Source organism: Streptomyces rhizosphaerihabitans (genome assembly GCF_025399795.1).
GTDB classification, from domain to species: domain Bacteria; phylum Actinomycetota; class Actinomycetes; order Streptomycetales; family Streptomycetaceae; genus Streptomyces; species Streptomyces rhizosphaerihabitans.
Map to the genome: position 1 here is coordinate 16,248 of NZ_JAODTZ010000069.1, position 20,814 is coordinate 37,061.

Consider the following 20,814-nt stretch of genomic DNA (forward strand, 5'->3'; position numbering starts at 1 on the left):
ACTGGAATCATGGCGCAGTGGACTTCGGCGGTAGGGGCCGCACAACTCGCCCGGCTCCTCAAGTCCCAGCAGGAGCGGCCCGCGGGCCCGGGGACCCGGCGTCCGCCCGCGTACCGTGCCCTCGCCGACGGGGTGCGGCTGCTCGTGCTGGAAGGGCGGGTGCCGGTCGCCGCGCGGCTGCCCGCCGAGCGGGAGCTGGCGCTGGCCCTCGCTGTCAGCCGTACGACCGTCGCCGCCGCCTATGAGGCGCTGCGGGCGGAGGGCTTTCTGGAGTCGCGCCGCGGAGCCGGCAGCTGGACGGCGGTCCCCGCCGGGAATCCGCTGCCCGCGCGCGGTCTGGAACCGCTGCCTCCCGAGACCCTCGGTTCGATGATCGACCTCGGCTGCGCCGCGCTGCCCGCGCCCGAGCCGTGGCTGACCCGCAGTGTCCAGGGAGCCCTGGTGGAGCTGCCGCCGTACGCGCACACGCACGGCGACTATCCGGCCGGGCTGCCCGCGCTGCGCGCCATGCTCGCCGAGCGGTACACCGCGCGCGGCATCCCGACCATGCCCGAGCAGATCATGGTGACCACCGGAGCGATGGGTGCGATCGACGCGATCTGTCATCTCTTCGCGGGCCGCGGCGAGCGTATCGCCGTCGAGTCGCCCTCCTACGCCAACATCCTCCAGCTGATGCGCGAGGCCGGTGCACGGCTGGTGCCGGTCGCGATGGCCGAGGGGCTGGCCGGCTGGGACATGGACCGCTGGCGCCAGGTCCTGCGCGACGCGGCGCCCCGGCTCGCGTATGTCGTCGCCGACTTCCACAACCCCACCGGGGCACTCGCCGGCGAGGACCAGCGGCGGGGACTCGTGGACGCGGCGCGCTCGGCGGGCACCGTCCTCGTCGTCGACGAGACGATGAGCGAGCTGCACCTCGACGACGGCCTGGAGATGCCGCGTCCCGTGTGCGGCTTCGACCCGGCCGGCTCGACCGTGATCACCGTGGGTTCGGCGAGCAAGGCCTTCTGGGCGGGCATGCGGATCGGCTGGGTGCGGGCCGCGCCGGACGTCATCCGCAGCCTGGTCGCCGCGCGCGCCTACGCCGACCTCGGCACGCCCGTGCTGGAACAACTTGCCGTGAACTGGCTGCTCAGCACGGGGGGCTGGGAGCAGGCGGTCGATATCAGGCGCGATCAGGCCCGCGAGAACCGTGACGCCCTCGTCGCGGCCGTCCGCAGGGAGCTGCCCCGGTGGGAGTTCTCGGTGCCGCGCGGAGGCCTCACCCTGTGGGTGCGCACGGGCGGTCTGTCGGGGTCGCGGCTGGCCGAGGTCGGTGAGCGCGTGGGCGTGCGGGTGCCCTCGGGGCCCCGGTTCGGGGTGGACGGTGCCTTCGAGGGGTATGTGCGGCTGCCGTTCACCGTGGGCGGCGCGGTCGCGGACGAGGCGGCGGCACGGCTGGCCGCGGCCGCTCGGCTGGTGGAGACCGGCGCGAGCGGCGGGGACGACGGTCCACGGACGTTCGTGGCATAGCCGAAACGGACTCGGGATGGGCCGGACTCGGGATGGGCCGGACGCGGGACGGGGTGCACGCGGGACGGGGTGCACGCGGGACGGGGTGCACGCGGGACGGGGTGCACGCGGGACGGGGCGGAAACCCAAGTGGGTTTCCGCCCCGTCCCGCGTGCGCGCGAAGACCGCGGGGGCGGTGAGGCTACCCCTCCGCCACCGCGACGCCGGCGACCCCGGCGACCTCGGAGGGCACCTGTTCCGCATCTCCCGGTGTGGTCCGCTCAGGAAGGAGGTCGAGCACCGCCCGCCGGTGCGTCTCGCTCGTCGCGTCGTCGTAGGGGTCCGGTGTGGCCGGGACCTGGAGGCGCAGGACGGGCCCCGCGCCCAGGCGGGCGTAGCCGCGGCCGGGCGGCACCTCCCGGGTCGGGGTGGTGTGCGGGGGCGCGCCCAGGATCGATTCCAGCTGGGCGGCGGAGGCCGCGCCGAGCACCACGCGCGCGCGGGTGTGCTGCCGTACCGCTTCGCTGAGGAAGTCGAGATTCTCGAAGTGCTCGGCGATCACGACCGTGACACCCGCCGCACGGCCGTGCCGCAGCGGAATCTGGAGAAGGGCCTGCGGGTCCCCCCGTCCGTCGGCTGCGGCCAGATGGCCGAGCGCGCTCGGCCGGTCCAGCAGAATCCACAGGGGGTTCTTGATGTCGTCGGGGGCGGGATGTCCCGCCTGGCGGGCGCGGTTCGCGGCGATCAGCCGCCGCTCCGTCTCGTGTGCCGCCCACTCCAGGCTGCCGATAGCCCCGGCCGCCGCGCACTCGACTGCCAGCACGCCGTCGCGCCCGGTCAGGCACGCGTACTCGCCGGTGCCTCCGCCGTCGACGATGACGACATCGCCGTACTGGAGGGACTGCAGGGCGATGGAGCGCAGGAGGGTGGTCGTGCCGGTGCCCGGTTCCCCCGTGATCAGCAGGTGCGGTTCGGTGGAGCGGGCGCCCGTGCGCCACACGACGGGAGGAACGTCGCGCCGTTCCTCTCCGTGGGTGAGGGGGAGCGTGCGCTGGACGTCGGCCGGATCGGTGAAGCCGAGGACCGTCTCGCCGGGCGCGGTGACGAAGCGCTGGGCGGCGATGTCGGTGGGGAGGGGCGCGAGGACCGTGACGGTGAGTTCGTTGCCCTCCTCGTCCCAGTCGAAGTGGTACTCACGGCCGCGGCCCGACTTGGCGTGCAGGAGCTGCTCGATACGGGCGCGGGAGTCCGGCTCGCCGTCCGTGAAGTACGCCGGGTAGTGGATGAGCAGACGGGAGATCCGTCCCTCGTCGTCGAAGTCGTACGAGGCGAACGCCTTCTCCCAGTCGCCGCCGTGGGCATACAGGGGAGCGGGGTCCTCGGCCGCGGAGAAGTACGGGACGAGTGCTTCGTAGAGGGACTGCAGACGTCCGGTCTGTGCCTCGTCGGGGCCGGTCGCGGGCGGTGGGGTGCGCTCGCGACCGGCCCAGGCTGCCGCCGCCATCAGGGTGATGACGGCGAGCAGCGGTCCGTACGGCACCAGGGCCACGATCAGGATCACCGAGGCCACCAGGAACAGCAGCGGCCCGCGCCGGTCCTTGGGGGTGGCGGCCCACTTGCGCCGTCCGGCGGCGGCCAGCCGGCGCAGTCCACGGGTGACCGTGATCAGTGGATGGAGGACATCGGTGGCGCTGTCGGCTGCCGTCCGGGCCAGCTCCCGGCTCTTGGCGATCTGTGCGGTGCCGTTGCTGAGGATGCGGGGGAGAGGGCGCCGAGCCACTGCTGTCTCCTGAAGGTGCGTACGAGGTGGGGGACGTCGTCAGAACTTGATCCCGCCGAGGAGGCCCGCCAGGCTCTCCCCGCCGGCCTTGATGCTCGGCGCGATGGCCGTGCTGGCGAGGTAGAAGCCGAAGAGCGCGGCCACCAGGGCGTGCGACGCCTTCAGCCCGTCCTTCTTGAAGAAGAGGAAGACGATGATGCCGAGAAGGACGACGCCTGACATGGACAGAATCATTTGAGCTCTCCTGGTTCGTGGGGACGGTCACCATGAGTTGTTCCAGGATCACAGCATGTATCCATACGATAAAAGGTGCAACTGGGTGAAATATGGCTGATTTCACCCTCGCGATTGAGCTGTCTTGGGCCGCCTGAGCTGGTCTGTTGCGTCCGATGCGCCCTTTGTGATCTTTGCCTCGGAGGATGCCTGTCATGTGCCGCCGGAGCCAGTACCCTGTCGATTCACCCGAACGGTTGCAGTGAGAGGTGGTCCGGCCGATGAGCGAAGCCCCCGACCCCGAGGTCGTGGAGCTGGCGACCAAGATCTTCGATCTGGCGCGACGCGGCGAGACGGAGACACTCGTGGCGTATGTCGACGCGGGTGTTCCGGCCGACCTCACGAACGACCGCGGCGACTCGCTCGTGATGCTCGCCGCCTACCACGGCCACGCGGAGGCGGTCCGCGCCCTGCTGGAGCGCGGCGCCGAGGCCGACCGCGTCAACGACCGGGGCCAGACCCCTCTCGCCGGAGCTGTTTTCAAGGGTGAGGAAGCCGTCATCCGGGTCCTCCTGGCCGCCGGCGCCGATCCGGCCGCGGGTACGCCCTCGGCCGTCGACACGGCGCGCATGTTCGCCAAGACGGACCTGCTCGAATTGTTCGGCACGCAGTAAACCGAACGCTCTGACCAGGCGAGACGCAGGAAAAAGGGGAGGCGGAACGGGGCCGCCGGAAATACGGTCGCGGCAGGAAGAACCGCCGAGTCATCATGTCGACGTGATTCACGGACGTGACGGCTGGGCAGAAGTTGCCGCACCGCGCGGGCCGTGACGCGGCCCGCATGGGCCACCGACGAGAGGTAGAGGAAGATGGTCTACAACAAGCAAGAGACGGCGGGCGCCCCGACGTGTTGTTACGCGGCCAGGTAATGCAGGATCCCGGTTGCGTCGACGCTTGATGTGAGGCTGTTTCCCATGTTCGATCCGGTCATAGCGCCCAGCGGAACCCTGCTCGGCCTGCTCCAGAGGGGCCGCGGCGACGGCACGCTGCACGCGCTCACCGCACCGCGGGCCGAAGCGCTCGCGGCACTGAACCACTGTGTTCTGAGGGACCCCCGCCACGACTGGCAGGTGGAGAACCGCTCCCTGTACTACGCCCGTCTCTACCTCGATCTGAGCGGTGAGCTCGACGAGATCGAGCGGCACCTCTTCGATGCCGAGGACGTCCTCGACGACTGCGAGTCACGCACGGGGCTCGCCCTCGCGGTCCTCGGGCACCTCGCCTCCTACGGCAGGCGCGACGCGCTCGCGCTGCTGCGCAGGTACGCGGCCGTCGGCTCCAACTGGGCCTGGGCCCTCGACGAGCTGGCCCTGCGCGACGACGACGCGGGCCTGCGGGCCCTCGCCGCCCCCGTGCTCGCCCGGTTCCCGGCCGATCCGGAGGGCGAGGCCGCCCTCGCCGTCGTCGTACGCGACTCCTTCGAGCCACGGCCCTGGCGCCTGTGGGCCGACGACTCCCGCGCGTCCATCGCCACCCGTGTGCGCGCCGCCCAGGAAGCCGGGTCCTTCGACCGCTGGCAACGCCAGATGCGACCGTCGGGACCCCGCCCCGGGTGGAGCGTCAGCGCCGTCTTCGACTGGGCCCAGGCGGGCATCGACCGCGGAGCCGCGCTGCACGTCCCGGCCGCCCGCTGCCTGACCGCCGTCGCCGGACCCGAGGACCGTCCCGAGATCGTCGAGGCCGCGCGCCACGGCGCGGACGGCGCCCGCTGTACAGCCCTGCGCTATCTCGCCGACGGCAACGATCCGGACGCCCTCGACCTGATCGAGGCGGCCGTCGCGGCCGCCTCGACGACCGTCGTCGAGGCGGCCGTCGACGCCTTCGAACGGATGCGGAGCGTCGCCGCCGTCGACCGGGCGCGCGGCTGGGCGCACCGGCCCGACGCCCTCGGCGCCGCCGCCGGCCGCGTGCTCGCCTGCCGGGGCGGGGCGAAGGACAGCGATCTCGTCCTGGCCGCCCTGCGCGAGGCGGTACGGGGCGAGGGACCCGACGCGCCGACCCTGTGGACCCTCGTCGACGGCACCGGACGGCTCGGCATCGCCTGCGCCGCCCCCGTACTGCGGCACATCTACCGGGAGACCGCGTCATCGCATCTGCGCCAGCGCGCCGCCCGTGCCCTGGCCGTCACCGATCCCTCCTTCCCCGCAGGCTTCGCCGTCGAGTGCCTGTGGGACTGCGAGGAGACCACCCGCGAGATCGCCGCCCGGCATGCCGAGACCGGTGACGCGCGCGTGGTGGATCAGCTGCGCCGACTGGCGGCGGATCCGGCCGAGGAGGCCGAAGTCCAGACAGCGGTACGGAGCAGGATCGGGCCCGACATGCCGGCCGTATGAACGTTCGGTGACCCGGGAGTCAGGAGCGCGTGGACGGGGGCTGACCTGGACGGGTGCGGAGCGCAACGCTCACGGGACGTTCATCGTTCGCATAGATCCACGTTGACGCGGCCACGTCCAGTGCGGCGAGAACACCCGTATGCGAGTCGTCATCGTGACCGAATCCTTTCCCCCCGATGTGAACGGCGTGGCCCACTGCGCGCTCCAGACCGCCCGGCACCTCGTCGATCGCGGTCACGCTCCCCTTGTCGTCGCCCCGGCCACCTCCCCCAAGTTCTCGGCCTCCCCCGAACAGGGAGGCGCCCCCATGGGGAGCGGGCCCGACGCTCTCGCGCCGTGCCCGGTCGTCCGGGTCCCCTCCCTTCCGCTCCCGGGTTATCCCCAGGTCCGTGTCGCCCTCCCCAGCCGACGCGTCGCCGCGGCCATCACCGAACACCGCGCGGACATGGTTCACCTGGCCAGCCCCTTCATCCTCGGCGTCCGCGGCATGGCGGCCGCCTCGCGGCTCGGCATCCCCGCCGTGGCCGTCTACCAGACCGACCTCGCCGGATACGCCCGTACGTACATCAGCGCGGGTGAGGCCACCGCGTGGCGGCGCATCCGCTCGGTGCACGCCGCAGCCGACCGGACGCTCGCTCCGTCCAGCGCGGCCCTGCACGACCTCGAGGCGCACGGCGTGCCCCGGGTACGGCTCTGGGCGCGCGGTGTCGACACGGTCCGCTTCCGCCCCGACCACCGCGACGAGGCGCTCCGCCGCGAACTGGCTCCGAACGGTGAGCTGATCGTCGGCTACGTCGGCCGGCTCGCCCCCGAGAAGCACGTCGAGCTGCTCTCCGGAGTCTGCGAACTGGACGGCGTCCGCGTCGTCGTGGTCGGCGACGGACCCAGCGAGGCCACCCTGCGCGGCGCGCTCCCCGGCGCGGTCTTCCTCGGCCGGCGCACCGGCGGCGAACTCGCCCGGATCTTCGCCTCGCTGGACGTCTTCGCGCACACCGGCCCCTTCGAGACCTTCTGCCAGACCGTGCAGGAGGCCATGGCCAGCGGAGTGCCCGTCGTCGCGCCCGCCGCCGGCGGGCCGCTCGACCTGGTCGCCCACGGGCGCACCGGGCTGCTGGTCCCGCCGCGCGACGCCGATGCCGTACGGGACGCGGTGCGCACCCTGGCCGCCGATCCCGCGATGCGGGCGGCCTACGGCGCCGCCGGGCACGCCATGGTCGAGGGCCGTACCTGGGCCGCGGTGGGCGACCAGCTCATCGGCCACTACGAGGATGTGCTCTTCGCGCGGAAGCTGGTGGCGGCATGAGTCTGCGCATCGTACGGATCGCCAATTTCGTCGCCCCCTCCTCCGGAGGGCTGCGCACCGCGCTGCGGGAGCTCGGCACCGGCTATCTGGCGGCCGGTCACGAACCGGTGCTCGTCATCCCCGGTGAGCGCGCGAGCGACCGCGACACCGAGCAGGGGCGGGTGATCACGCTGCCCGGCCCGCTGCTGCCCGGGACCGGCGGCTATCGCGTCCTCACGGACAAGCGGCGGGTGTCCCGCCTCCTGGAGTCGCTCGCCCCCGACCGCCTCGAAGTCTCCGACCGCACGACCCTGCGCTGGACCGGAGTCTGGGCGCGACGGGCCCGAGTGCCCGCGGTGATGGTCTCCCACGAGACCGCCGACGGTGTCCTGCGGACCTGGGGACTGTCCGAGGGGATGGCCAGGCGGACTGCCGACGCCCTCAACGTCCGTACCGCGCACACCTACTCGCGGGTGGTGTGCACCACCGAGTTCGCCGAGCGGGAGTTCGTGCGCATCGGCGCCCGCAACGTCGTACGCGCCCCCCTGGGCGTCGACCTGGTGAACCGGCACCCGGCCCTGCGGGACCCGGCGCTGCGTGCCCGCCACGCGCGCGCGGACCAGGTTCTGCTCGTGATGTGCTCCCGGCTCTCGGTCGAGAAGCGTCCCGGCACGGCGCTCGACGCGCTGGAGGCGCTGCTGCGGCGTGGCGTGCGGGCCGTGCTCGTCGTCGCCGGGGACGGACCGCTCAGGGCCCGGCTCGAACAGCGGGCCCGGGAACGGAGGCTGCCCGTCACCTTCCTCGGGCACGTCGCCGACCGCACCCTGCTCGGCTCGCTCCAGGCCTCGGCGGACGTGTGCCTGGCGCCCGGGCCCGCGGAGACCTTCGGGCTCGCCGCCCTGGAGGCGATGGCCTGCGGCACCCCCGTGGTCGCCAGTTCGCTCTCCGCCCTCCCGGAGATCGTCGGCTCCGCCGGAGCCACCGCCGCCGACAACGGGGACTCCTTCGCCGACGCGGTACGGCTGCTGCTCGGCCGCACCGAGGGCGGGCGCAGGCAGGCGGCACGCGCGCGTGCCGAGTGCTTCGGCTGGGACGCCGCCGTGTCGGGTTTCCTCGCCGCGCACGACGCGGTGGCCGTCACACGGCCGCGCCTCCAGGAGGGCGTGGCATGAGACCGAGCCGGTTCGTCGCCCTCGGGGACTCGCTCACGGAAGGCGTGGGCGACCCCGTCGGGGACCGGTGGCGGGGGTGGGCCGAACTGCTCGCCCCCGGCCTCGCCCCGGCGGACGCGCCCGTGGAGTTCACCAACCTCGCGGTCAGCGGGGCGCAGACACGGGACGTCCTCGAACGGCAGACCCCGGCTGCGCTCGCCCTGGAGCCCGACCTCGTCTCCGTCGTGATCGACGTCAACGACACCCTGAGGTACACCTTCGACATCCACGCGGTGGCCGAACGGCTCGACAAGGTGTACGCGGCGTTCCGCGCGCGGGACACGATCGTGATGACGGCCTGTCTCCCTGACCCCGGTTCGATGCTCGGGCTGCCGGCAGCCCTGGCCCGCCCGCTGGCCCGGCGGCAGCACGCGGTCAACGCGGTCGTGCACGCGCTCTCGAAGCGGTACGGGGCGATGCACCTGCACGCGGCGGAGGAGGAGTGGCTGAAGGACCGCGCGGTGTGGAGCGCCGACCGGCTGCATCCGGGAGAACTGGGGCACCGTCAGCTCGCCCTGCGCTTCCACGCCCTGCTCACCGAGGAGGGCGTCGCACGCGGGATCACGCCCTCCGCCGAGCCCGAATTCCCCGCGCCGTCCCGCTCGGCGAGCCTTCTGTGGCTGGCCACGGCGGGAACGGGATGGGTGGCCCGGCGCTGCACTGACCTGCTTCCCCAACTGCTCACCCTCGCCGCGGCCGAGGTGCGCCACCGGGCCCGGGGTACCAGCGCCCGGCTCGACCTGAGCGCCTCGCACGCCGTCGCGTCCGCCCTGGCGTCCCTCTCCGTGTCCGAACGGCCGGACGTGGCATGAGGGGTGGGTGGACGTGCGCGGGAGGTACCGGGCGTGCGCGGGCCCGGAGTCCCGTTCACCGGCGTACGGACCCCCGGCGGCCTCAGCGGCGGCGTACGGCCACGAAGCGCACCGGGGTTCCCGGGACCGCCTGAGCGGCCGCCGGGAGGTCGGTGGCACGGACGACCGCGATCACCGGGTACCCCCCGGTTGTCGGATGGTCGGCGAGGAAGACGACCGGCCTTCCGTCGGGCGGTACCTGGACGGCACCCAGCACCATGCCCTCACTGGGGAGTTCGCCGGAGACGGCTCTCTCCAGGGAGGGCCCTTCCGTGCGCAGGCCGATGCGGTTGCTCGCCGCCGAGACCCGGTAGGCACGGGTCGTGAGCGTCCGTACGGCCGACTCCGTGAACCAGTCGTCGCGCGGGCCGAGGGTCACGCGCAGGACCAGCTCGGCCGGCGGGGCGCGGTGCGCAGCGACGTCCACGCGCGCGTGCTCGGCGCCGGGGTTCCCCAGGGGAAGCACCGCGCCGTCCGTGAGGGGCGGGGGGCCGAGCCCCGAGAGAAGGTCGGTCGAGCGGCTGCCGAGCACCGGATCGACCGCCACACCACCGGAGACGGCCACATAGCTCCGTAGCCCCGCGCGCGCGGAACCCACGTTCAGGAGCGCCCCGGCGGGCACCGGAACGGGTGCTCCCCAGGCGGCCGGGCGACCGTCCACCGTCACCGGGCAGGGCGCTCCGGTCACCGCCACGACGACCGTCGAACGGGGGCGTAGGGCACAGCCGTTGACCGTTGTCTCCAGTACGGCGGCCTCGACGGGGTTGGCGACGAGCCTGTTGGCCAGCGCCGCCGCGGGCGCGTCGAGCGCTCCGGAACGCGGTACCCCGAGATGCGCGTGGCCCGGCCGCCCCTGGTCCTGGACGGTGGTCAGGGCCCCCGCCCGCACCACCGCGAAGGCCCGGTCGCTCATGAACACCCCGCCGCCACGAAGCGGACCCGGGCGCCGGGAGCCAGCAGCGCGGCCGGTACGCGCGCGTGGTCCCACAGCACCGCGTCCGTCGTGCCGATCAACTGCCAGCCGCCCGGCGAACTGCGCGGGTACACACCCGTGTACGGGCCCGCGAGAGCCACGGACCCCGCGGGCACCGCCGTCCGCGGGGTTGCCCGGCGCGGCACGTCGTAGCGCGCGGGCAGTCCCGTGAGGTAGCCGAAGCCGGGCGCGAACCCGCAGAAGGCGACCCGGAATTCGGCCGCCGCGTGGATTTCCGGCACCTCGCGCACCGCCACCCCCCAAAGCGCCGCCACAGCCGTCAGGTCGGGACCGTCGTACCGTACCGGGATCTCGACGGCGTCGTCCGCGCGCGCGTCCAGCGGGGGGATCTCCCAGCCGGGCAGCCGTTCCGCGAGACGCGCGGGGTCGTCCAGGCCGTCCAGGAGCACCGTGCGGGCCGCCGGGACGATCTCCCGCACGGACAACGAGCCCTCCGCGCGGCGTCGCACCAGTTCGGCGTGCAGGGCCTGGGCCGCCTCCCCCGAGGAGACCTCGACGAGCAGCGCCCGGTCGCCGACGGGCAGAGCCTTCATGCCGACGCCGGCGGGAGCCGGGTCCGTACAGGCGATGGCCGGCACCGGGTCCGTACCGTCGTCGGGTCCCGTCCTCATGCGAACGCCTCCACGCGCACGCCCGAGGACTCCAGCCGGGCGCGCACCCGGTGGGCCAGTTCGACCGCACCAGGTGTGTCCCCGTGCAGGCACAGGGAGCGCGCGCGGACCGGAACGCGCTCCCCGGTGTGGGAGGTGACCACCCCGAACCGGGCCAGGCCCAGCGAGCGTTCGACGACGGTCCCGGCGTCCGTGATCACCGCGCCCTGCTGGGTACGCGGCACCAGGGTGCCCTCCTCGGTGTACGCGCGGTCCGCGAACGCCTCGGTGACGACGGGCAGCCCGGCCCGCTCGGCCACCTTCAGGAAGCGTGAGGACGGCAGCCCGAGGACGGGCAGACCCCCCGTCCCGGTCCCGGCGCCCGCGAGCGTGATCCCCTCGACCACCGCCGCCGCCTGCTCCTCGTCGTGCACCACGCGGTTGTAGAGCGCGCCGTGCGGCTTCACGTACGCCACCCGCGAGCCCGCCGCGCGCGCGAAGACCTCCAGGGCGCCGATCTGGTAGGCCACTTCGGCCGCCAGCTCGTCGGGCGGCACGTCCATCGCGCGCCGCCCGAACCCCGCCAGGTCACGGTAGGAGACCTGGGCGCCGATCCGTACGCCCCGCTCCGCCGCCAGCTCGCACACCCGCCGCATGGTGACCGCGTCCCCGGCGTGGAAACCGCAGGCCACATTGGCGCTGGTGACGACGGACAGCAGCTGTTCGTCGTCGGTCAGCCGCCAGCGGCCGAAGCCCTCGCCGAGATCGGCGTTGAGATCGATACGGGTCATGAGCCGCCGTCTCTCCTTTTCCGGCCTCTTCAGGCCACTCGGTACTGCTCGTCACGGGTGTCGGTGAGGAACATCTGTCCGGGCGCGTGGGTGATCGCGAACGGCGGACGGGACGCCATCAGGACCGCCTGGGGCGTCACTCCGCACGCCCAGAACACCGGGATGTCGTCCGGAGCCGCGATCACCGGGTCGCCGAAGTCGGGGCGTGAGAGATCCTCGATACCCAGCCCCGACGGGTCACCGCAGTGCACCGGACTGCCGTGCACGGCGGGCAGCAGACTGCTCTCCCGGATCGCCGCGCTCAGGTGTTCGGGCGGCACCGGACGCATCGACACGACCATGGGGCCGTGCAGCCGACCCGCCGGGCGGCACTGACGCGCCGTCACGTACATCGAGACGTTGCGGCCCTGCTCGATGTGGCGCATCGGGACGCCCGCCGAGGTCAGCGCCCACTCGAAGGTGAAGCTGCACCCGATCAGGAAGGACACCAGGTCGGACCGCCAGTAATCGACCACGTCCGTGGGCTCGGCCACCAACGCGCCGTGCTCCCACACCCGGTAGCCCGGCAGATCGGTGCGCAGGTCCGCGCCCGCGGCGAGCGGAGTGCTCCAGGAACCGGCGTCGGTGACGTCGAGGACGGGACACGGCTTCGGGTTGCGCTGGCAGAACAGCAGCATCTCGTACGCCCAGTCGGCGGGCACCGAGACGAGGTTCGCCTGGGCGTGGCCCGCGGCGATTCCGGCGGTGGGGACCGACAGCCCCGAACGGAACCGCCGACGGGCCCTCGCGGGGGTCCACGCGTGGGCGTGGCCGGGGGTCTTCAGCAGGCTCGGCGAGCGGTCCCCGGTGAGGACCGGCGGTCGGACCTGGACGGTGTCGTTCACAGGAGCTCCTTGCCGCGCGTCTCGGGGAGCCCGATCAGGGCGAGGGCGGCCAGCGCGTAGCCGATCGCGCCGAAGACCAGCGCTCCGCCCACGCCCCAGCTGTCGGCCAGGAAACCGACCGTGGTGGGGAAGACCGCGCCGACGGCGCGCCCGGTGTTGTACGCGAAGCCCTGTCCCGTGCCCCGCACCGCCGCCGGGTACAGCTCGCTGAGGAACGATCCGAAGCCGCTGAAGATCGCCGACATGCAGAAGCCGAGCGGGAAACCGAGCACCAGGAGAAGGGTGTTGGCGCCGCTGGGGATGTTCGCGTAGGTGAGGATGCAGGCCGCCGAGAGGATCGCGAAGAGCAGGATGTTGCGCTTGCGGCCCAGTCTGTCGGTGAGGAGACCGCCGGTGAGGTAGCCGAGGAAGGCTCCGGAGATGAGCAGCGTCAGGTAGCCGCCGGTGCCGACGACGGACAGTCCGCGCTCCGTCTTCAGATAGGTGGGAACCCAGGTGGCCAGCGTGTAGTAGCCGCCCTGGACACCGGTGGAGAGCAGGACCGCGAAGAACGTGGTGCGCAGCAGGCCCGGAACCTCGGCCGTGCCGGGCTTGAAGATGGCGGTGAACGATCCCTTGTCCGCGCTCTTCGCGCGGACCGCGGCAGGCTCGGGCGCGTCCTGCACCTGGCGCCGGACCCAGACCACGAGCAGTGCGGGCAGCGCGCCGGTCCAGAACATGACGCGCCAGGCGATGTCGTCGTCGAGGTACTGGAACACCAGCGTGTAGACGACCACGGCCAGGCCCCAGCCGACGGCCCAGGCGCTCTGGACCGCACCGAGGGTGCGCCCCCGGTGCCGGGGGCTCGCGTACTCGGCGACCAGGACCGCGCCGACCGCCCACTCGCCGCCGAAGCCGAGGCCCTGGAGGGCGCGGAACACCAGCAGTGTCTCGTAGTTCGGCGCGAAACCGCAGGCCACGGTGAACACCGCGTAGGTGATCACGGTGATCATCAGGGCCTTGACGCGTCCGATCCGGTCCGCGACCACACCGGCGACGGCGCCGCCGACCGCGGAGACGACCAGCGTGACCGTGGTGAACAGGCCGGTCTGGCCGCTGTCGAGACCGAAGTACGCAGCCAGGGCGACCATGCTCAGCGGCAGGGTGAAGTAGTCGTACGAGTCGAGGCCGTAGCCGCCGAACGCGCCGCCGAAAGCGCGCCGGCCGCGCGGGCCGAGTGCGCGCAGCCAGCCGAACGCGCCTTCCTGAGCGGTGGGTTCACCCGTGACAGGTGGAGTGCTGCCGGTCAGGGCCTGGGATGGAGGGGTCGTGCTCATGGGCACCTCGCAGTGAGGGACGGAGAGTGCTTGAGGACTGAGCCGTGCCGTGCCGTGCGGAAGCCGTGGGCGCCTCCCCTTGGGGAGCGCCTGTCCGACAAGGTAGAGGATCGTTGAACGATCCCTCAATACCCGTGTTGTTTCGTTCTCGTATCTGCGGTTGAATTCCGGGCATGGCAGAGCTCACGGAACTGGCCGACGATCGCGCCCTGTTGGGACGCACCAGCACCGCCGAGCGGGTCTCGGACATCCTCAGGAGCCGGATCGCCGAGGGCTTCTTCCCGCCCGGGACACGGCTGTCGGAGGACAGCATCGGCGGCGCGCTCGGTGTTTCGCGGAACACGCTGCGGGAGGCGTTCCGGCTGCTCACGCACGAGCGGCTGCTGGTGCACGAGCTCAATCGAGGGGTCTTCGTGCGTGTACTCACCGTCGAGGACGTCGAGGACATCTACCGCACCCGGTCCCTCGTCGAGTGCGCAGTGGTCCGCGGGCTCGGCAGCCCGCCGTACGCCGTGGAGGGGATCGCCAAGGCCGTCTCGGACGGGCAGCGGGCGGCCCGCGAAGGTGACTGGAAAGGAGTGTCGACCGCCAACATCCACTTCCACCGCGAGCTGGTCGCGCTCGCCGGCAGCGCCCGCACCGACGAGGTGATGCGCAGCGTCTTCGCGGAGCTCCGTCTCGCCTTCCACGTGGTGGACGACCCCCAGCGGCTCCACGAGCCCTACCTCGTGCGCAACCACGAGATCCTTCAGACCCTCCGGGCGGGCGACCGGGACGGCGCGGAGCGCCTCCTCGCGGGCTACCTCGACGACTCGCTCAGGGGCCTCGTCGAGGTGTACGCGCGCCGCGTGGCCGACGGAGCCCAGGGCATCGGCTGACGCGACGCGCGTCCGGTCGGCGGAGCACGGGGCGGACCCGGCGGGCGGGCTGAGCCCGGGGTGGTTGCCGCTTGACCGGCTGACGCGGCGGGCCTCCCGTGTGGGGCACGGGAGCTGACGGCGCCGTGCTCGGGGGCGCTCAGGGCGCGTGCCTGGCCTCGCCGGTCCCGGTCAGGGCCCATGGGGCACGGTCGATCCCTGCGTTGCGGGGCCGGTACGTGAGTGACCGGTCCGGCGGGGCCTAGTTACGGAAGGCCTGGGGCAGGGAGCCGATCCCGGCGTTGCGGGGCTGGTGTGTGGCGTCGGCCACGTGGGGCTGGCGTGCGAGTGGGCGCCCCGGCCGGGCGCCTGCGGCAGAGATGGGGCAGGGTATCGATCCCGGCGGCGCGGGTCGGTGTGCGGCGTCGGTCCATGGGGCCGCTGTGCAAGTGGCTCGCCCGGCGGCGTGGCGTGGCGAGGTGCGGCCGGGCCGGGGCAGGACGTGGGCACCGGCGGCGCAGGGGCGGTCTGCGGGGGCTGTGAGGCGGGCGAAGGGCCGGTCGGGGCGGCGGGTTCGTGGCACGGGTTCGTGGCCGGGGCGGGGACGGCGGTCGCTTCTGCGCCGTTTCGACCGTTGTCGGACCGAGGACCTAGTCTGTGCACCGTGACTTCGCCTGCATCGACGGACAGCGTTCCGCCCCAGCTCAGCGCGGGCCCGCGCCCGGCGCCGGGCCCGGCCGCCGACGAGGGCCTGGCGCGGCGGCTGCGCGCGCTCGCCTGTACCGCGCCGCTGCACGACCTGGACGTGCGCAAGGCGAACCTCGCGGGCGAGTACACGGTGTACGGCATGGCCGAGGTCGCCCTCGCCGCCATCGATCTCGTCACACTGAACATGGACTTCGACACGGGCGCCGACCACGACCAGATAGTGGCCAGGCTCATCCCGCGTATCGCCGCCCAGGCCCCCAGGCGCCCGGTCGCCGAGCACGAGCGCGTGGCCCGCTGGGTCCTGGAGAACCTGATCAACGTCGGCAGCGTCGACCGGGGCTTCCGGGCGGTGTACGGCACCTTCGCACCCGACGGCACCTATGTGCGCCGCGACTACGACTTCAAGCTGATCGAGGAAGTGCCTGGCTACGGGGGCAGCGTCTACCTCCGTACGACCGACGAAGCGGTCAACGTCCTCGTCGGCGCCCTCGACACCGACGTCACCAGCGCGCAGATCGCCGCCGAGGTCAAGCTGGAGGTCCTGATCAGCCGCGGCCGGCTGGCCGACGCGCAGCTCGCCGCCGAGCAGGCCCGCTACCGGACCGTGCAGTACGCGGAGACACTGCGCAAGGCTCTCGACGCGACCCGGCGCAATGTCCGGGCCGTCGACTGGCTCCAGGCCGTACCCGACATGATCGCCGAGGCCCTGGACCACGTCGCCGACCGGTACCGCCACGAGAACGCGATCCTCACCAACATCCGCAAGGCCCGGGACGAGTCCGAGGACCCCGAGCAGAAGCGGCGCGCCGCCGAACTCGTCGACATAGTCAAGGACTGCATCCGCCGGCACACCCAGCTCCAGTCCCGCCTGCTGGAGGCCGGCCCGCTGTTCCGCGCCGAGCAGGACCGGCAGGCCTTCGGGACCCCCATGACGACCTCGGGGATCGACCTCTACGGCCATCTGGTCGCCCCGGTGCTGCCCCTGCCGGTGGAGCGGGCGCTGCGCGTCACCGACGCCTTCTTCGCGCGCGGGACGGGCCTGCGCACACCCGTCGCCGTACGCGTCGGGGACCTCGTCGACATCCTGCTGACACCGCCGCTGGAGCGCGAGCACCTCGGGGCGGAGATGCCCGAGCCCGACCTGATCGCCACCCCGGACGACAGCCGCTTCAGCGAGGAGCAGCTCGCCTCCGCCAAGGAGCTCCTGAACCTGCCCCCCGACGCGCCGCGCCGGTTGTCCGGTCTGCTCGCGGAGGCCCGCCGCCGCGATCCCGAGCTGCCCTACCTGGTGGCTCTTCTGGCCGTGCACGCCGCGAGCCCGCCGGTCGGCACCGCCTACCGGCAGGGCGAGGAGCGCCTGCTGTTCGCCGTGGACGACGGGACCGAGCTGGACGATCCGGAATTCGGCGGGGCCGATCTGATCGTCGGGATGGCCCTGCTGGACGCGGCCGGGATGAAGGCGGACCGGGCATGAACCGTCCGCCGCAGGAGCTCGGGGACCGCGGTTCGCCCCTGGCCCTCGCGTCCAGCCCGGTCCCCGTGTCCGGCGCCACCGGCCGCGCCCGCGACAGGAAACCGCGCCCGTCCGGCCGGCGAGCTCCGCACCGGGCACCCGCCCACACCCGCGTACGTACCCTCGTACTTCCGAACAAGGAGCCCCAGCCGTGACCGAGCACGTCGAGTGGAGTGAACCGGAGGCCACCGCCGCACCGGCGAACGCCCCCGTCACGCCTGCCGACGCCGCCGACGCGGCGCGGCTCGTCGCCTTCGGGCTGCAGCCCAAACTGCAGCCCGCGCGCGACCAGGAGTACACCGAGCTGCTGCGCCGCTACCGCGAGGACCCGCCCTTCGCGCGGCTCGCCGACGCGGTCGCCGCCGGCCTCGGGCTGGTCGTCCTGGAGGTGTCCCCGCGCGCGGGCATGGCGGTGACCGCCGCCGAGGACTCCGTCTTCGCCGTCCGCATGGGCGACTACGCGCGACGAGCCTCGACCGATTCCGGGGACCGTTTCCTGCACGGACTCGCTCACCTCGCCGTGGCCGCCATGGCCTTCCCGCGCCCCGAGGACCTCGCGGACGACGGCTACATCGGGCGGGTCTCGGTCAACGGCGTCGACGCGTTCGTACGGCAGGCGTGCAGGCGCCTGGAGGAGCGGGCCGAGGAGACCGGGGAGAACACCGACCCGGCGACCGACGCGCCGGGCCTGGAGGCGGCCTGGCGGATCTGGACGCGGCGCAGTTCCACCGGGGCCACCAAGGACGCGCGAAGACTGGCCGGCTCGACGACGGGCATCATCGCCAAGGCCGTCGCCTTCCTCACCGAATCCGGGTTCCTCCAGCGCACCGGCGACGAATCCGGCGGGACGTACCGGACGACGGCCCGCTACCAGCTCCAGGTCCGCGACATGGCGGGCAGCGCGGCCATGGCCGAACTGCTGGAGCTGGGCATCGTCCCGGTGACCGACGGCACGGCGACGCTGCTGCCCGCCGCGGACGGCGACGACCTGGAGCTCGTGGCCGGAGCCGGACTGCCCTTCCACTCCTGACGTCCGCCCGCCCCCGGCTCCCCCCCCACGACCTCACCTCCCCACACGACTACGAGAGTCCGCCGCCATGTACGAGCTGTCCCGGGTCCGCCTCTACTCCATCGGGCCCGCCGGTGCGCGCTACGCCGACACCGTGCTGGACCTGCGCGGCGTCGGCGAGCCCGTACCCGATCCCGCGCCCACCCAGGCGGAGTTCTTCGAGGAGGAGCCGGTCGGCCCGCCCCGCCGGCCCGCGCCCGCCGGCGTGCTCTTCCTGGAGAACGGCGGCGGCAAGTCGGTCCTGCTCAAGCTGATCTTCTCGGTGATGCTCCCGGGCCACCGCAACACCCTGGGTGGCGCCAGCTCCGGTGTGCTGCGCAAGTTCCTGCTCGCCGACGACTGCGGACACGTCGCGCTGGAGTGGCAGCACACGCTGACCGGTGAGTGCGTGGTGGTCGGCAAGGCGAGCGAGTGGCGGGGACGGCAGGTCTCCAACGACCCGCGGAAGTTCGCCGAAGCCTGGTACTCGTTCCGGCCAGGACCGGGACTCAGCCTGGACAACCTGCCCGTCGCCGAGGCCACCGCGGTACGGCCGCCGGTCGAAGGCGCCTCCGGAGCGCAGGGGCGGCGGCGCACCATGAAGGGCTTCCGCGACGCGATCACCGAGGCCGGCAAGGCCTACCCGCACCTGGAGGTGCACTGGGAGGAGATCCACGACCGCTGGAACGAACACCTCGGCGACCTGGGCCTGGACCCCGAACTCTTCCGTTACCAGCGGGAGATGAACGCCGACGAGGGTGAGGCCGCCGGCCTCTTCGCGGTCAAGAAGGACTCCGACTTCACCGACCTCCTGCTGCGTGCGGTCACCGACACCCGCGACACCGACGGGCTCGCCGACCTGGTCGGCGGCTTCGGCAACAAGCTGGGGCGCCGCGCCGAACTCATCGCCGAGCGCGATTTCACCGCCGGTTCCGTGGACCTGCTCGGCCGGATCGTCGACGCCGCCGAGGGACGATCCCGCGCGCGTGACATCCACACGGGCGCCGAGCGGCGTACGAGGACACTGGCGCGCCGGCTGTCCGCTCGGGCCGTGCGGGAGCGTGTGCGCGCCGGTGAGCTCGCCCAGCGCGTGACCGCTGCCGCGTACGCCGTCACCCACGCCGAGGGCGCCCGCGAGCGCAGTGCGCTGATCGCCGCCGAACTCGCCTACCGGCACGCCTCGCTGGCCCTCGCGGGCGCGGAGAAATCGGCGGCCGCGCAGAAGCGGGAGCTCGCCGACGCGCGCACCCTGCACGCGGCCTGGCAGGCCGCCGAGGCCGTGCTGCGCCACCGTGCCGCCGCCGACCGTTCCACCCGCGTCGCCGAGGCGATCAGCGAGGCCGAACGGGACGCCGCTCCCGCGCTCGCCGCCCGCGCCAGGGCCGCTGTCGATCTCGTCCGTGCCCTGCACCGGGCCGCCGAGGGCGCCGAGTCGCTCGCCAACGAGGAGGAGGAACGGTCCGCCGGCCTCCAGGAGGTCGGCGAGACGGCGCACGCCGATTCGACGGCCGCCGCCACGGCCGCCCAGCGTGCCCGCAGCGAGCTCGGGCACCTGCGCCAGCGGCTGGCCGAGGTCGAGCAGGAGACCGCCGAGGCGGTCCGGGCCGGCTGGCTCGACGACAGCGCCCCCGACGCGGACCCGGCCAGGGCCGCCCTCGCGGCCAGCGACGCGGAGAAGACTGCCGTCGCCGCCTGGGACATCGCCCGTGAGGCCTCGCGGCGCGCCGCCGACCAGGCGCGGGAGGCGGCGTCCGCCGAGTCCCGGGCCGAGCTGACGGCGGCCCGCGCGGCGGACGCGGCGACGGCCGCGGAGCGGTCGTACGAAGCGGAGCGCCGCACGGCCGAGGTCCTGGCGGAGGAGGAACGCCTCGCGGAGCTGCTGAGCCTGCCGGGCGCCGGCGCCCGCCGCGGCGTTCCGCAGTCCCGCCGCGACGAGGAGTCCGACGGTGCGGCCGGCTTGTCGGGCGGCGCGCCGCTGGCCCCCGAAGAGCTCGACCGTTACGCCGACGAACTTCGTGAACTCCTCGACGAGGGGGTCGCCTCCGCCGAGCGGCAGCTCTTCGAACTGCGGACCGCCGCGGCCGACGACGCGCGGATTCTCGGGGCGCTCGGCGACGGCGGGCTGCTGCCGCCCGGCCCGGACGTCCTCGCCACCGTCGAATACCTGGGCGAGCACGGCATTCCCGCGCTGCCCGGTTGGCGCTACCTCGCGCAGGCCGTCGATCCCGTCGACCACGCGCGCGTGCTGGCCGCCCGGCCCGAACTCGTCGACGGCGTGATCATCACCGACCCGGACACCCACGCGCGGGCCCGCGAGGTCCTCGGCGACGCGGCGCTGTTGCCGCGTTCGGCGGTGGCCGTCGGCACGGCCGCCGCCCTGCTCGCCCCGACCCCGCCCACCGACGCGGGAGACGGCGGCGTCTTTCTCGTACCGCCGAACCCGGCCATGCACGACGAGCACGCGGCCGACGAGGAGCGCCAGACGCTGCGGGCCCGCACGGGCCTGCGGGACGAGGAGATCCGCACGCTCGCCGCCCGCCTCGGCAAGGACCGGGAGCTGGCCGCGCGGCTCGCGTCCTGGCGCACCGGCTGTCCCACCGGACGGCTCGTCGAGCTGGCCGTGACCGCCCGCGACGCACGCGCCTTCGCGGAGGAGGCCGAGGCCGAGCTGACCGAGGCCCGGACCGTCCGGGCGGAGACCGACGAGACGGCCGCCGACGCGGCCCATGTACGCGACGAGCGGCAGGAGGCCGCGCAGAAGGCCCGGCGCGCCGCCGACGCCCTCGCCGGACTCGCGTTCCGGCTGCGCGAACGCGCCGGATGGCAGGTCAAGCTGCGGGAACTCGCCGACGAGGCGGCGGAGTCGGAGGCCCGTGCCCAGGTCTGCCTGGAGCG

Annotated in this window: 16 protein-coding genes and 1 pseudogene; 10 read left to right on the forward strand and 7 right to left on the reverse strand. The window is 73.5% G+C overall.

Annotated elements, in window-relative coordinates:
• Positions 1 to 9: 9 nt before the first annotated feature.
• Positions 10 to 1,509, forward strand: coding sequence for an SCO1417 family MocR-like transcription factor (locus N4G66_RS40250; RefSeq protein ID WP_261709270.1), 1,500 nt, complete (start codon positions 10 to 12; stop codon positions 1,507 to 1,509).
• 181 nt (positions 1,510 to 1,690) lie between these two features.
• Here N4G66_RS40250 and N4G66_RS40255 read toward each other — a convergent pair whose 3' ends face one another.
• Positions 1,691 to 3,268 (reverse strand): hypothetical protein, encoded by a 1,578-nt coding sequence (locus tag N4G66_RS40255; protein ID WP_261709271.1) that lies wholly within the window; start codon positions 3,266 to 3,268, stop codon positions 1,691 to 1,693.
• 39 nt (positions 3,269 to 3,307) lie between these two features.
• Positions 3,308 to 3,502, reverse strand: coding sequence for a hypothetical protein (locus N4G66_RS40260; protein ID WP_037621052.1), 195 nt, complete (start codon positions 3,500 to 3,502; stop codon positions 3,308 to 3,310).
• A gap of 260 nt (positions 3,503 to 3,762) precedes the next feature.
• On the opposite strand from N4G66_RS40260, the gene N4G66_RS40265 reads away from it, so the two are divergent.
• The 5 genes from N4G66_RS40265 (at position 3,763) to N4G66_RS40285 (ending at position 9,179) form a co-directional block, all read left to right on the forward strand.
• Positions 3,763 to 4,155 carry an ankyrin repeat domain-containing protein gene (locus N4G66_RS40265; protein WP_261709272.1) on the forward strand — a complete coding sequence of 131 codons (393 nt, stop codon included), beginning with the start codon at positions 3,763 to 3,765 and terminating at the stop codon, positions 4,153 to 4,155.
• A gap of 300 nt (positions 4,156 to 4,455) precedes the next feature.
• Positions 4,456 to 5,874 carry a HEAT repeat domain-containing protein gene (locus N4G66_RS40270; protein ID WP_261709273.1) on the forward strand — a complete coding sequence of 473 codons (1,419 nt, stop codon included), beginning with the start codon at positions 4,456 to 4,458 and terminating at the stop codon, positions 5,872 to 5,874.
• Positions 5,875 to 6,013: 139 nt separating this feature from the next.
• Positions 6,014 to 7,177 carry a glycosyltransferase family 4 protein gene (locus tag N4G66_RS40275; protein WP_261709274.1) on the forward strand — a complete coding sequence of 388 codons (1,164 nt, stop codon included), beginning with the start codon at positions 6,014 to 6,016 and terminating at the stop codon, positions 7,175 to 7,177.
• Positions 7,174 to 8,328: a glycosyltransferase gene (locus N4G66_RS40280; RefSeq protein ID WP_261709275.1), complete on the forward strand. Its 1,155-nt coding sequence runs from the start codon at positions 7,174 to 7,176 to the stop codon at positions 8,326 to 8,328. Before N4G66_RS40275 ends, N4G66_RS40280 begins: the two co-directional genes overlap by 4 nt.
• Positions 8,325 to 9,179: an SGNH/GDSL hydrolase family protein gene (locus N4G66_RS40285; protein ID WP_261709276.1), complete on the forward strand. Its 855-nt coding sequence runs from the start codon at positions 8,325 to 8,327 to the stop codon at positions 9,177 to 9,179. The genes N4G66_RS40280 and N4G66_RS40285 overlap by 4 nt, the downstream gene beginning before the upstream one ends.
• Before the next feature lie 82 nt (positions 9,180 to 9,261).
• Here the strand turns inward: N4G66_RS40285 and N4G66_RS40290 are convergent, their stop codons facing one another.
• From N4G66_RS40290 to N4G66_RS40310, 5 genes are all read right to left on the reverse strand, one after another.
• Positions 9,262 to 10,131, reverse strand: coding sequence for a 5-oxoprolinase subunit C family protein (locus N4G66_RS40290; RefSeq protein WP_261709277.1), 870 nt, complete (start codon positions 10,129 to 10,131; stop codon positions 9,262 to 9,264).
• Positions 10,128 to 10,745: a 5-oxoprolinase subunit B family protein gene (locus tag N4G66_RS40295; RefSeq protein ID WP_261709283.1), complete on the reverse strand. Its 618-nt coding sequence runs from the start codon at positions 10,743 to 10,745 to the stop codon at positions 10,128 to 10,130. The genes N4G66_RS40290 and N4G66_RS40295 overlap by 4 nt, the downstream gene beginning before the upstream one ends.
• Positions 10,746 to 10,819: 74 nt before the next feature.
• Complete coding sequence (locus tag N4G66_RS40300) at positions 10,820 to 11,593, reverse strand: LamB/YcsF family protein (protein ID WP_261709278.1); 774 nt, start codon at positions 11,591 to 11,593, stop codon at positions 10,820 to 10,822.
• Positions 11,594 to 11,622: 29 nt separating this feature from the next.
• Positions 11,623 to 12,420, reverse strand: coding sequence for a putative hydro-lyase (locus N4G66_RS40305; RefSeq protein WP_261709284.1), 798 nt, complete (start codon positions 12,418 to 12,420; stop codon positions 11,623 to 11,625).
• 53 nt (positions 12,421 to 12,473) lie between these two features.
• On the reverse strand, positions 12,474 to 13,793 hold the full coding sequence (locus tag N4G66_RS40310; protein WP_261709279.1) for an MFS transporter: 1,320 nt from the start codon (positions 13,791 to 13,793) through the stop codon (positions 12,474 to 12,476).
• A gap of 173 nt (positions 13,794 to 13,966) precedes the next feature.
• Between N4G66_RS40310 and N4G66_RS40315 the strand changes: the two genes are divergently transcribed.
• The 4 genes and pseudogenes from N4G66_RS40315 to N4G66_RS40330 all read left to right on the forward strand — a co-directional run.
• A complete protein-coding gene (locus tag N4G66_RS40315; protein ID WP_261709280.1) occupies positions 13,967 to 14,671 on the forward strand; it encodes a GntR family transcriptional regulator in 705 nt (234 codons plus the stop codon).
• Between the two features lie 643 nt (positions 14,672 to 15,314).
• A complete protein-coding gene (locus N4G66_RS40320) occupies positions 15,315 to 16,832 on the forward strand; it encodes a hypothetical protein (protein ID WP_261709281.1) in 1,518 nt (505 codons plus the stop codon).
• A 190-nt stretch (positions 16,833 to 17,022) separates the two neighbouring features.
• Entirely contained in the window at positions 17,023 to 17,901 is an 879-nt protein-coding gene (locus tag N4G66_RS40325; RefSeq protein ID WP_261709282.1) for a hypothetical protein, read from the forward strand.
• 67 nt (positions 17,902 to 17,968) lie between these two features.
• A pseudogene (locus tag N4G66_RS40330) lies at positions 17,969 to 20,814 on the forward strand (hypothetical protein); the annotation flags it as partial.